A 12,352-nucleotide genomic window follows, 5' to 3' on the forward strand; every position below is an offset into this window, starting at 1 on the left:
AATGGATTCTCCAGTTTTTTGGTGCTCCTTGTCGAAAATATTATCTTCTTTCTTAACTAACCTGCGGAATGTGGGTTTGATGTGTCAACCAAACCAATAGGTAAACAACCATTACCTTTTTGATATAAATCAATTATTTCTAAAGGTAACTGGAATGGATAATCTTTTGTAATTTCTTGTATTTGTTCAAGAGTTAATTTTGGAGTAGAGTAATTAGATACTACTTTTTGCAATGTTTCAGGACTGAGAGACTTTCGCAATTCTCTTACATCTTTTCCTACTGCGTCATATCCATTATTCAGCATCCAATAAAACACTTTCATGTCGAGACTTGTTGGAGCATCGAAACTTGAATAGTAAGTTGCAATCCGCTCAATAGCTTCTATCATCGCCGACATATTAATTAATCTTCTTATCTCTAACGGCTTTTTAACTATAATCTCTCTATTAATCGTCTCAAAACTCAAAACTGCACCTTCACCTATAACTCTCAGTAGCTTAATTCCAAATTACGATCGCTAACTTTTCAATCTACTCCCACTCAACAGCGTAGTTTTAGCCAATACTTCGCAATAAAGATACACAGCACTGGTTCTCATAACTCTTGCTCTGGCTCGTTTGCGGTAACTACAGTAAGAACCTCCAGGGAACTTCCAAGGAATAAATTACTTTTAAAAGCTAGGAATGTATAGTCAGTTTCTCTCTTAAACTAACTCAAATATGTTATGTCAAAATCGCCCCTCCCATCAACCGTTCATATCGATATTTCAACTCTTCTTTCATTAAATACCAACGCTCTAAAGTAACATCCATCTCTATTATTTTCTCCGCTGCTTGCCGCGCTAAAAGTAAAACTTCTTCATCGTCAACCAAACTCGCCAAGGTAAAATCTGGCACTCCAGATTGACGAGTTCCCAGTACTTGCCCTGGCCCACGAAAACGCATATCCATTTCGGATATGAAAAAGCCATCCTGAGATTGTTCCAATACCTTCAACCGTTGTTGAGCATCAGGACTTCTAGAACTGCTCATCAACAGACAGTAAGACTGAGCTGCACCACGACCGACACGCCCCCGCAGTTGGTGCAGTTGCGATAGTCCAAATCGCTCTGCATTTTCAATGAGCATTACTGTAGCATTAGGTACGTCTACACCAACCTCAACAACTGTAGTAGAAACCAAAATTTGCGTTTGGTTATCACGGAATTTGGTTATTGCTTCATCCTTTTCGGCTGAACTCATGCGACCGTGTAGCAATCCAACTTGAAAATCAGGAAAAACACTTTCTTGTAACTTTTGATGCTCGTCAACAGCCGATCGCAAGTCTAATTTTTCTGATTCTTCCACCAAGGGTAAAACCACATAAACTTGTCTACCTTGGACAATTTCTCGCCGTATCAGGTCGTAAGCATGGTTGCGTTGCTGACCTGACAATACTGTTGTCTGAATCTTTTGTCGTCCCGGTGGTAACTCATCAATTTGGCTGACATCTAAATCCCCGTGTATCGTCAGTGCTAAGGTTCGGGGAATTGGGGTAGCTGTCATAGTTAACACATGAGGTTGATTGCCTTTTTGCTGCAAACGTGCCCGTTGTTCTACCCCAAAGCGATGCTGTTCATCTATGACTACTAACCCTAATTGCTGAAAGTTTACAGGGTCTTGAATCAACGCATGGGTTCCTACTAACAGAGGTAATTCACCAGTTCCTAACTGAGAATGTATTTGTCTTCGTTTCGCAGCTTTAGTGGAGCCTGTAAGTAATTCCACTGGTAAATGCAAGAGGTTAAACCAGCTAACTAATTTGCGATAATGTTGTTCTGCCAAAACTTCTGTAGGAGCCATCAGCGCTGCTTGGTAGCCAGATTGAATTGCTGCAAGGATAGCCAGGACGGCGACGACTGTTTTACCAGAACCGACATCACCTTGCACTAAACGATTCATTGGCACAGGTTTTTGTAAATCGTTGAGAATGTCGTTGAGAACTCGTTGTTGTGCGCCAGTGAGTTGAAAAGGCAGTATTTCATGGAATTTCTCTACAAGTTGACCGCGTGAGACAAGGATGGCGCTGGTTTGAATCGCTCTTGCTTGCTGTTGACGTTGCAGTAACCCAAGTTGTAGGTAGAAAAATTCATCAAAAACTAGGCGACGACGGGCAACTTGTAGGACGGCGCTATCGCTGGGAAAATGGATGTTAGCGATCGCATCTTTCAATTCCATCAAACCATACTTCTGCCGCAAACCACTTGGTAAAGGATCTTTCAAGTTAGCCGCAGCAGGCAAAGCAGCAATTACCGCCTGTCGCACTGTATTCGCCACCACGCCTTCAGTCAATCCATAAATTGGTACTACTCGCCCAATATTTAGCGACTCAATCGTATCCCCTGGATTTGCCAAAACCTCTAGTTCTGGATTATCGAGTGTCAAGCCGTATTTACTTTCTTTCACCAACCCACACGCCGCCAAAATACTGCCCACTGGATAACGACGTTTTAAACTTTCTTGCCAAGCGCGACTGCTAAAGCGCGTACCCGCGTAAAAACGACCAATTTTGATTTGACCGCTATTATCTTTTACGACCATTTCTAAAATTGATAATTTCTGATTTTTAGGGCTAGTAAAGCAGTTACAGCGCTTCACAGTTGCCACTATTGTCACCGTCTCACCTGCCTGTAACTCGCGGATATTCACCTGACGCGCATAATCAATATGGTCGCGAGGATAGTAGAAAAGCAAGTCGCGGACGGTATGTAAACCAAGCCGTGCCAAATTATCAGCTTTTTTAAACCCTATTTCTGGTAAATCACTAAGCTTTTGCTCAATTTTTGGTGCAAGCCTCCGACTTACCTCAGTAACAATTGGAGATTTTGGACTTCGGCTACGCTCAGTCGAACGATTTTGAACTTTGGATTGATAAGTTTTCCCCTGCTCCCCTGCTCCCCTGCTCCCCTGCTCCTCTTGCTGTAGCTGGGAGAGATATCTACGAGTCTCTGCTACTAAATGTTGTCTTTCTTCCAGTGCTAGATGTGGATAACTAGCAAATTGCACCGCTAGTCCTTGCCAACGGCGGCGTTCAGTTTGGGGTAAACCTGTTGGGAATTTGCCCAAAGTCAGGCTTAAAAATTCACTGAAGCGATATTCTCTACCCACCAAGTCTGTAAAGCCCCGTTCGGCTTCTATTGCCAAGGCTTTGTGCAATCGTATCCAATCTGGTTTTTCATTAGTCATTGGTCATTAGTCATTAGTCATTGGTCATTAGTCATTGGTCATTGGTCATTGGTCATTTGACTCTGGACAAAGGACAAAAGACAAAGGACAAATGACTAATCCTCAAACCAACTAGCACGCCATGCAGCTTCAGCTTCAGCGATCGCCTTTTCTCGATGTTTCTTTTGATACTCTCGCCCTAGCTTGTTTAGCTGAACTAAAATACTGCGGATTTGCCTGCGCTCAGATGAGAGTGTCACATCAGCAAATTCAATTTCTCCTAGCCGCAGGTTAATAGCCATAATTTGTGTCAGTCCAGAATCTTCTGACTGCTGCTCATTTTCAATTTCAACTACTAAGTTTAATAAGTTGGGTGGCCCTGGCATTACCTCGGCAGATGCTTCTGATGCAGCCGCAGCCGCAGCTGCTAAAATCGGTTCTGGTAATTTTTTGGGTAATACCCCAGCTTTTTGTAATAAAAGATTAGCATCGTGCGAAAGTTTTTTCAGTATATCTTGTGTGACCTCTTCTAAGTTGTGTTGCCATTTTGCTAGTTCTATAGGATTAGATGTGTCGAGGGTGAGAAGCTGAGGCTTGGATGTGCCTAAAATTACAGAAGATGAAGCGGATGTTACTCCCTCATCTTCCCCGTTTTCCTCATCTACCTCATCTGCTTCATCTCCCTGATTTCCTCCTGCTTCTTCGCTTTTAATAGAAGTGAGCAATTGTTCAGCTGCCAATTGACCCAATTTGCGGATAGCTTGCTGCAATTGTTGGCGCTGATTCAATGACAAATGCAGAAAGTTTTCGGGATAACCTTGGGTACAAAGGTGGTAACTCGCCAGAATCAACTGTTTTCGTACAGCTAGCCCCAAGGTATTTAGATAACTAGCATAAGCGCTTTGTAATTCTATTGCGATCGCCTGGATCGCTTCTTTGAGTGCTGCGATATCCTGCTCAATTCGCTCGATTGCTCTTGCCATATCTTTTCGTTCTTGCCCATCTGAACTATTACATAGTACAAATGTACAAATTTATTTTAGGATAACTTTCCAGAGAATTTTAGACTTTAAAATTAAATGCGAAATTTGCTATCTTTACTAAATAAAATACAGGTCAGGCTATTTGCTTGACCTGTTTTGTAAAGAGTCATTAGTCATTAGTCTTTGGTAAAGACTAATGACTAATATTACGTGCTGGCAATTTGTGCAGCAACTTCATCAGCAAAGCTAATTTCTTGCTTTTCAATGCCTTCGCCCAGTACATAACGCACAAAGCGAGTCACTTGAATCTCTTCGCCTAATTGTGCTTTCACTTGCTTGATCAAGTCTTCCACGGAAATACTCTGATCGCGGATGTAAGGCTGATCGATCAAAGTCAATTCTTTCAGGCGTTTTTCAATCCGTCCCTGAACAATTTTTTCTTTGATATTATCTGGCTTGTTCGCCAAATCATCCTTGCCCATTTCAATGTCTTTTTCTTTTTGGGCAATTTCGGCGGGGATTTGGTCTACGCTTACATACTCGACATTTGGACAAGCCGCAACTTGCATTGCAGTGTTCCGTGCCAAGCTTTGAAACTCTGAATTAGCAGCTACAGACTCAGTTTGGGAACCCAGTTCTACTAATACACCAACTCGACCGCCAGTGTGAATGTAGCTGTCTACAACACCTTGCGTGCCTTCTGCTAGTGCAAAATTGATAAAGCGACGCACTTGGATATTTTCACCGAGCGTAGCAATAGTTTGCTTGATGAATTCTTCTACAGTCCCGCCTGGACTATCAGCATACTGTTGAGCCAACAAAGACTCAACACTATCAGCAGTCGCTGCTTGCTTTGCCAAGTTCTTAACTAAAGCTTTGAAAGCCTCGTTACGGGCAACAAAATCGGTTTGGCAGTTGACTTCGATGAGTACACCTACTCGACCATTGGGCTGAATGTAAGTGTCTACTAGACCTTCTGCCGCAACGCGATCGCTTCTTGTCCCCGCCTTAGAGATGCCTTTTTTCCGTAGCCAGTCTGCGGCTTCTTCTACATTTCCTTCAGTCTCTATCAGCGCCTTTTTGCAGTCCATCATGCCAGCACCAGTTTTTTGGCGTAGCTCTTGGACGAGTTTTGCAGATATTTCCGCCATGTTGCTTCAATTCCTAACTTGACCTCGAGTTGTAATCACTCACCTAATTTAGTACTGAGTACTGAGTTTTGTTAGCGTTAGCGGGGCGTTTAGCCCGTGCTGAGTTTTGAGTGTTCAGTTATCAATTTTATTCTTCATTGACAAATCACAACTTACAACTTCAAAAATCAAGACTCAGCACTATTCAATTTGCTGAGTCTTTCTATCTTACTCAGCACTCTTGACTCAGCACTATTCTTCTGTTTCCTCGTCGGGAATTATGGCGTCAGTATATTCGGTTTCTTCGTAGTCGTCGTCATACTCGCCACCTTCGTAATCTTCGTCATACTCTTCAACATCCAGCTGACCGTGACGACCTTCATAAATGGCATCCGCCAATTTTCCGACTATCAGCTTGATTGACCTGATCGCATCGTCGTTTGCGGGGATGGGGATATCTACTACATCTGGGTCACAGTTTGTATCCAGCATGGACACAATGGGAATATTCAGCTTTTGGCATTCTTGAACTGCGTTATATTCCCGCCGTTGGTCTACAATGACCACGATATCGGGCACTTTCCGCATTGTTTTAATACCGCCCAAGTATTTCTGAAGCTTCGTCATTTCCCGACGTAGCATTGATGCTTCTTTTTTTGGTAATAAATCTAGTGCGCCAGTTTCCTCACGGCGTTCTAAATCTTTCAGGCGGTCTACCCGTGTTTTGATAGTTGCCCAGTTGGTCAACATTCCGCCCAACCAGCGTTGGTTAATGTAGTGGGAACCACAACGGCTAGCTTCTTGGGCAATAATTCCAGCTGCTTGACGCTTGGTACCGACGAAAAGAAATTTCTTCCCTTGTTCTGCGTGCGATCGCATATAGTTGTAAGCATTATCCATCAATTGGGCAGTTTGCACCAAGTCGATAATATGCACACCATTGCGGGAAGTATAAATGTAAGGAGACATTTTTGGGTTCCAACGCCGGGTTTGATGCCCAAAGTGAACCCCTGACTCCATCATTTGAGCCAATGAAACGACTGGCATATATTTTTCAACTCCGATTCGGGTTAAACCTCCATCCAAGCGTATTTCCCAACTGGGAAACACCCGAATTCTCAGATGTGCGAGATTAGTTAACCATACTAGGTTAACACATTCGGAAGAGTTCTAGTTGGTTGACCGAGTGAGGTCAAAAAAATAGTCCTGCCTGCTCGACAATCGGGCAGCACATTGAATTTTAACTAAAGTTGTAAACTGCCTGAAGAGTGCCTTAATTCTACTTCTCCGGCTATGAGTATTAACTGTAGTTCTTCCTAACTTGAGATATGCAAGCTTTTCAAAATATAACTAGATAACTCACAAAATCCTTCGCCTTCGGCAGCAGTGGTAATGTAAGCAGGTTGATATTTGAACTGATTCACATATTCCAGCACGTTAGCCACGCCTACAGAAACAGGAAAATAACGGCGATCGAATAAACTTTCATCATTGGGGCTATCGCCTACGGTGACAATTTGTTCTGGTGAATACGGGGGTAAATATTCGCGCAATACCTGCAATAATCCCACAGCTTTATCTTGCCCTTGGGGTTTAATGTGACACTGCACGTTGCTATAGGTAAATCCCCAACCCATTTGTTGACAGAGATGATCTAGGGTTTGTAGTTCGTCTTCACGCAAACCAGCTACATCAAAAGTCCAGTCGGTGACGCGAAAGCGATTATCAGCAGATTCTTGGATTTGGGGAAATTTAGTTTGTAAATTCTCAAAAATTGTAGCCAAGTGCTGGCGATGTTGAGCTAAATCGGGAATGGGTGTTAAAACTACTGGTTTCTGATTTCCAGATGGAAAGTACAAACCGCCATTTTCTGCGATCGCACCTACCACTGGCATCAAGCTACTCAATCCACTTACCCACCCAGCAGAACGTCCGGTGACAATTAGCACTTTAATGTCAGCTGCGGCTAAGTCCTCTAAAGCTTGTAGCAGTGCTGGAGTAAATTTTCCTCGTCTAGTCAGGGTTCCATCCATATCTGTGGCGATCAGACGAATCTTGCTCAAGCTTGTAGATGAAACCTCAGATAGGGGAGCGAGGCTCAAATCTCTGGACATATACGGTTTGTAAAAAGCTGTAAAAAATATTAATCATACAGCAAGATGACCTTAAAGATTTGGGCATCCTAAACATCAGGAGTCAAGTTTTTCAGTTTCCCACCATGTCCACTTCAATGTTTCTTGCCCAATCCTCTGGGAAAAAGGCTACTAAAAAGGCATCCCAGGAAGTGCCAGCAAGTAATCCTCAAATACCACCATTATTGTTGGTAACTTCTGGAGGACTGGCTTTAGTGGTGATTGCTTTGATTGTGTATATTAAACTCCAGAAGGATAAGCTGGAGAAAAAACTTAAGTTTGAACAATTCCGCGCCCGAGAACTAGAGAAAAAGTTTAAGCTGGCGCTGGAAACAATTCGCAAAATGGAAACTAATCCCGATTTGGTGAATTCACGGGACTTTAACCTGGATTATCTGCGAATGCGGATGTCAGAGGAGGTGTTTCATTTTGCAATTCTTAATCAAATAAAGATTCAAATCAAAGAAAAAATTTCTCAAGCCCTGCGTCCAAATCAAGCCCAACAGGGATCGGTTGGAATTGCTAATAGTGCTGGACGGCAAGTAGATGAAATTTTTGATGTCGAGTATGAAACTGGTAGTCCAGGGAATTCTGCTAAACGCGTGCTGTTTCGGATTCAAATCAAGTTAATGAAATTACCGACGCAAGCAACTTCTGCGACGATTAGTCAAATTATTGATTGTATAGAAACTTACCTAAGCCCGATAGAAGACGAAGATAGTTGGCAACCAATAATTCAAGGTCGAATTGCGACTATGCATTGGGATCAAAAGGCTAAACCAACGCCTTTACTGGTGCTAGAGCAATCGAATGAAGGTGTAAATGTGACTTTCCGTACTAGTCGCCAACCAAATACTCCAACTCCGCCAAAGTCATCTGGAATTAAAAAATCAGGCTCGGCTAGACAATAAATGATGGCTGTCATTAGTCATTGGTCATTCACAAAGGACAAATGACTAATGACTAAAAATCATGACTGAATAACTGTATTGGGGGAATTACGGGTTAAAAGACCATCTTCCATTTCGACGATGCGATCGGCTATATCTAAAATGCGGTTGTCGTGTGTCACCAATAAGATAGTAGTTCCCTGATTTTTAGCTAGACTCTGCATTATTTCCACGACATCGCGTCCTGATTGTTTGTCTAATGCTGCTGTTGGTTCGTCTGCTAGTACCAAAGGGGGACGGTTCACCAAGGCGCGGGCGATCGCAATTCTTTGTTTTTGTCCACCAGAAAGATTGTCTGGGTAGTAATCAACTCGTTCTTCTAATCCAACAGACCCCAGCATAGCTTTTGATTTTGCCACTGCTTCTGCTTGAGAAATATTATCATTCAATTCCACTGCCATTTGCACATTTTGTTTGGCTGTCAAGAATCCTAGCAAATTGTGAGCTTGAAAAATATAACCAATGTTGCGTCGTATCTGCACTAATTTGTTTTGACTGACACCAATAAGTTCTTCACCTAAAAATTTTAAACTTCCTTCTTGTACAGACCGCAAACCACCAATTAAGCTCAGTAATGTTGTTTTCCCTGAACCTGATGGCCCGGTCATAATCACAATTTCACCAGAATAAATTTCTAGGTTGATGTTAAATAATATCTGTTTTCTCAGTGCGCCTTTGCCATAGTAGTGATTAAGATTTTTAATGGCAATTACAGGTTCTTTTTCCATCATATTTTTGTTAGTTATAAATTAGTAGTTTTGAGGCTTAACTGTAGCGCCCGTCAGAAACTAAGATTTCTTAATTATTAACGATAAGCTAGAATTATCATGAATATCTCTTAATTAAGATTGAATTAATTAAAAGATATCTGCTGGATCGGCAGAACGTAATTTTCGGACTGCGATCGCACCAGAAATAATGCACATTAGCATAGTCAAAATTAATACCATTACCGCTCGCTCAAAACTCATAAAAACTGGTAAAAGTGTTGCATTTCTGGCGCTGCTATACATAAATAAGGCAAAAACTATCCCAGGTAAATAGCCTAAAACTGCTAATAATAAGGCTTCTTGAAGAATAACTGTCAATAAATAGTTTTGTGTGTAACCTATCGCCTTGAGAGTAGCGTACTCAGCTAAGTGGTCTGCAACTTCTGTATAAAGAATTTGATAAACAATCACAGTTCCCACAATGAAACCCATGACAGTCCCTAATGTGAAAATAAAGCCAATAGCTGTACTATTCGCCCAGTAACTCCGCTCAAAATCAATAAATTCTTGTTTAGTTAAAACATTCACTTCATTAGGTAAATACTTTCGTAATTGTTGGGCAACAACATTAGCATCGGCTCCCGGTTTTAATCTAATTAGCCCAATATCAATTAATCCTTTTTGACGATTGCTGAATATTCGGAAAAAGTTGAGATCGCTGGTAATTAAATTACCATCTGCACCAAATGATGCACCTAACGTAAATAGCCCTCCTACTTTAATTCGCCGCCTTCGTACTTCTGCTGTTACAGTCTTTCCTTGGTCATAATTAGCAGCGATCGGCCCATACTCTACCCTAGAAGAACGGTCAAATAGAACTACATCAGGTAGTTTAAGTTTATCTAAATTTTCCTGAACTCCAGGTAAATTAACTAGGTTAGTTTCTGGGTTCATTCCAAAAATTAGGATACTCCGAGGACGACCTGTTACAGGATTTTTCCAGATTGTAAAATCCAAATATATCGGATGTACTGATTGAACTGCGGGTAATTCTAAAGCTTTATATAACCGTCGCTGAGAAAAGCTTCTCATCGCCAATATAGCGTTAGATTGACTATTAATTAAAACAATATCGCCTTGTAAACTGTTATGGAATCTAACGTTACTATAATACAGAGCATCCCGAAAGCCGAGTTGCATAAACATTAAAATATCGGCAAAAGCAATTCCTGCTAATGCCACAGCCAGGCGAGTTTTTTCCCTTGTCAGTTGTAGCCACGACAGAGGTATTTTTTGATTCATTTTATAGTCATCTCAGCAAGTTTAGCAATTTTAGACTTTAAACTTATTATGGTGAGATTCTTACGTATTTATAGAATGTTTAAAATCGATCAAACAAACTATTAACGAATGTTTTTAATCCAAAATATCAAATCAAGGATTAGGATTACTGCTCACCTACAACTTAATTAATTATTAATATCCACAAGAACTTTGGCGTAAGTTAAACCAGAAACTTTTTGGCTATCTTCTGGAGATAGAGCAATTTTAACTTCTACGACTCTGGCATCTACATCTGCTGCTGGATCTGTATTCAGCACATCTTTTTTACCAATTTTCCTGCCAATATCAGTGACAGTTCCCTTTAATTCACCGTTAAATGCGCCGTTATCACTGGTGATAGTAGCATTTTGACCAAGACGGACTTTACCAATGCTGTCTTCGGCGACTTCAGCAATTACAAACATTTGCTTGGTTTGACCAAGTTCAGCAATGCCATTTGCGCCGATCGCTTCGCCTGATTTGGCGTAAACCTTTAAAATTTCTCCAGCGATTGGTGCTTGAACGTAGCTCAATCTCAGTTCTGCTTCAGCTTTTCTAACATTTGCGATCGCATTACTAACTTGGGCTTGCGCTACTTGCACATCGGTAGGACTAACATCTAAAATTCTGCTCAGTTTGGCCTTTTCTTCATCGATTTGTCTTTGCAAAGTAGCTACGGTTTTATCACGGTTAACTTTGGCTTCGATTAGTTGCTGTTGCAAAGTTGCTAAATTTTGTATTTGGGTAGCTCTGGCTTCAGCAAGTTGCTGTCGTAGAGTTGCCAATGTCTGTTTCAGGGTAGCTTGGCTTTCAGCAACCTGCTGATTAGAAGTTACTGCACTCAAGCGTCTTCTGTCCCGCTCTTGCTGAGAAATAGCACCTTCTTTGTATAAATAATCATAGCGTCCGGCATCGACTTGAGCATTGCGCTGTTCGGCTTGAATACGTGCAACCGTTGCTCTTAGAGCATCTCTTTGCCCACTGAGTTCAGCTTCTAAGCGATTCACGGTTGCTTGTTGGACAAGTTTATCACCACTTAATTGAGCTGCAACCCTTGCGATCGTTGCTTGCGCTGCATTCCTTTCGCCAATTAACTGCGCTTGTAAACGAGCAATAACTGCTCTTTGGGCTTGAATATCTCTTGGAGATCCAGCCTTGACTTGCGCTAAATTCGCACGCGCTTCTTGCACTTTGGCTTTTGCCTCTTGTAGTCCGGCTATTTGGGTATCGCGGTTGTCCAAAATTGCCACAATTTGACCTTGCTTTACCTGTTCACCCTCTCTCACCAGAAGTTGCTGAATTCGTGACGATGGTGCTAATCCTGATGATGGGGCTGACAATTTAACAACTTCGCCTCGCGGTTCCAAACGCCCAACAGCACTAATGCTATTGGTAGATGGCATTACGGGGGCAGGTGTAGTTAGTTTTCTCAGCTGCTCGATTTTAGCTGTACCTAGTATCCCAGCAGCGATTACTATTGGCACGGCTACAGCGATACCCCACCAAATCTTAGGTTGTTCGTGATTAAATGTCTGCTCACTTGGCTTTGGCTTTTCAGTCACCCTTGACATAGTATGTTGCCCATTTACTTGAATTGTGCTGATGGAAGTAAAAATAAAAGGGTTTTTAATCAACAGCCACCTGTTAGGACAAACAACAGTGGTTTAAAGCTGGGTATGGCTTAAAATCCATTGTGTAATAAACGTTCAACACTATGGCTTTACAAAATGGGGCTTTACAAAATGGTGTTTTCTATAGCGATGTCTTACGACAAGCCGCTTTGCGTCTATGCTCGTTTGTATGCAATACAGTTTGACCTCACTTCTATTCCTCTCTCTTTTTAGGCTACGGTGTACACACAAGTCCTAAAAACCTAGCTTGATCAGGCTTGACTCATTCTCATACAAAGTATCGGAACGA

The 12,352-nt window shown here is 41.8% G+C and carries 10 protein-coding genes; 1 reads left to right on the plus strand and 9 read right to left on the minus strand.

What is annotated here, in order from left to right; translation table 11 throughout:
- Window positions 1-56 precede the first annotated feature (56 nt).
- The 6 genes from RMX98_RS35250 to RMX98_RS35275 form a co-directional block, all read right to left on the minus strand.
- The gene (locus RMX98_RS35250; RefSeq protein WP_322678443.1) at window positions 57-467 is read right to left on the minus strand and encodes an SMI1/KNR4 family protein; all 411 of its coding nucleotides are present in this window, start codon (window positions 465-467) and stop codon (window positions 57-59) included.
- Window positions 468-723: 256 nt separating this feature from the next.
- Entirely contained in the window at window positions 724-3,225 is a 2,502-nt protein-coding gene (gene recG / locus RMX98_RS35255) for an ATP-dependent DNA helicase RecG (protein WP_322678442.1), read from the minus strand.
- A 95-nt stretch (window positions 3,226-3,320) separates the two neighbouring features.
- Window positions 3,321-4,187 carry a hypothetical protein gene (locus tag RMX98_RS35260; RefSeq protein WP_322678441.1) on the minus strand — a complete coding sequence of 289 codons (867 nt, stop codon included), beginning with the start codon at window positions 4,185-4,187 and terminating at the stop codon, window positions 3,321-3,323.
- 206 nt (window positions 4,188-4,393) lie between these two features.
- Entirely contained in the window at window positions 4,394-5,338 is a 945-nt protein-coding gene (gene tsf, locus RMX98_RS35265) for a translation elongation factor Ts (protein WP_322678440.1), read from the minus strand.
- Between the two features lie 231 nt (window positions 5,339-5,569).
- Window positions 5,570-6,364, minus strand: coding sequence for a 30S ribosomal protein S2 (gene rpsB, locus RMX98_RS35270; RefSeq protein ID WP_322678448.1), 795 nt, complete (start codon window positions 6,362-6,364; stop codon window positions 5,570-5,572).
- Between the two features lie 269 nt (window positions 6,365-6,633).
- Window positions 6,634-7,431 (minus strand): HAD family hydrolase, encoded by a 798-nt coding sequence (locus tag RMX98_RS35275; RefSeq protein ID WP_322678439.1) that lies wholly within the window; start codon window positions 7,429-7,431, stop codon window positions 6,634-6,636.
- 104 nt (window positions 7,432-7,535) lie between these two features.
- Between RMX98_RS35275 and RMX98_RS35280 the strand changes: the two genes are divergently transcribed.
- Complete coding sequence (locus RMX98_RS35280) at window positions 7,536-8,360, plus strand: hypothetical protein (RefSeq protein ID WP_322678438.1); 825 nt, start codon at window positions 7,536-7,538, stop codon at window positions 8,358-8,360.
- A gap of 59 nt (window positions 8,361-8,419) precedes the next feature.
- On the opposite strand, the gene RMX98_RS35285 is transcribed toward RMX98_RS35280, so the two are convergent.
- From RMX98_RS35285 to RMX98_RS35295, 3 genes are all read right to left on the minus strand, one after another.
- Window positions 8,420-9,130 (minus strand): DevA family ABC transporter ATP-binding protein, encoded by a 711-nt coding sequence (locus RMX98_RS35285; protein WP_322678437.1) that lies wholly within the window; start codon window positions 9,128-9,130, stop codon window positions 8,420-8,422.
- A gap of 126 nt (window positions 9,131-9,256) precedes the next feature.
- The gene (devC, locus tag RMX98_RS35290; RefSeq protein WP_322678436.1) at window positions 9,257-10,411 is read right to left on the minus strand and encodes an ABC transporter permease DevC; all 1,155 of its coding nucleotides are present in this window, start codon (window positions 10,409-10,411) and stop codon (window positions 9,257-9,259) included.
- Window positions 10,412-10,578: 167 nt separating this feature from the next.
- Window positions 10,579-12,003 (minus strand): HlyD family efflux transporter periplasmic adaptor subunit, encoded by a 1,425-nt coding sequence (locus tag RMX98_RS35295; protein ID WP_322678435.1) that lies wholly within the window; start codon window positions 12,001-12,003, stop codon window positions 10,579-10,581.
- Window positions 12,004-12,352 lie beyond the last annotated feature (349 nt).

The organism is Nostoc sp. DedQUE02 (assembly GCF_034531035.1).
Lineage (GTDB): Bacteria > Cyanobacteriota > Cyanobacteriia > Cyanobacteriales > Nostocaceae > Nostoc.

Excerpts from the sequence above, each read along its gene's own strand:
- recG (WP_322678442.1), bottom strand. The coding sequence starts at position 3,225 with ATGACTAATGAAAAACCAGATTGGATACGATTGCACAAAGCCTTGGCA.
- rpsB (WP_322678448.1), bottom strand. The coding sequence starts at position 6,364 with ATGCCAGTCGTTTCATTGGCTCAAATGATGGAGTCAGGGGTTCACTTT.
- RMX98_RS35275 (WP_322678439.1), bottom strand. The coding sequence starts at position 7,431 with ATGTCCAGAGATTTGAGCCTCGCTCCCCTATCTGAGGTTTCATCTACA.
- RMX98_RS35285 (WP_322678437.1), bottom strand. The coding sequence starts at position 9,130 with ATGATGGAAAAAGAACCTGTAATTGCCATTAAAAATCTTAATCACTAC.
- RMX98_RS35260 (WP_322678441.1), bottom strand. The coding sequence starts at position 4,187 with ATGGCAAGAGCAATCGAGCGAATTGAGCAGGATATCGCAGCACTCAAA.
- tsf (WP_322678440.1), bottom strand. The coding sequence starts at position 5,338 with ATGGCGGAAATATCTGCAAAACTCGTCCAAGAGCTACGCCAAAAAACT.
- devC (WP_322678436.1), bottom strand. The coding sequence starts at position 10,411 with ATGAATCAAAAAATACCTCTGTCGTGGCTACAACTGACAAGGGAAAAA.
- RMX98_RS35295 (WP_322678435.1), bottom strand. The coding sequence starts at position 12,003 with ATGTCAAGGGTGACTGAAAAGCCAAAGCCAAGTGAGCAGACATTTAAT.
- RMX98_RS35280 (WP_322678438.1), top strand. The coding sequence starts at position 7,536 with ATGTCCACTTCAATGTTTCTTGCCCAATCCTCTGGGAAAAAGGCTACT.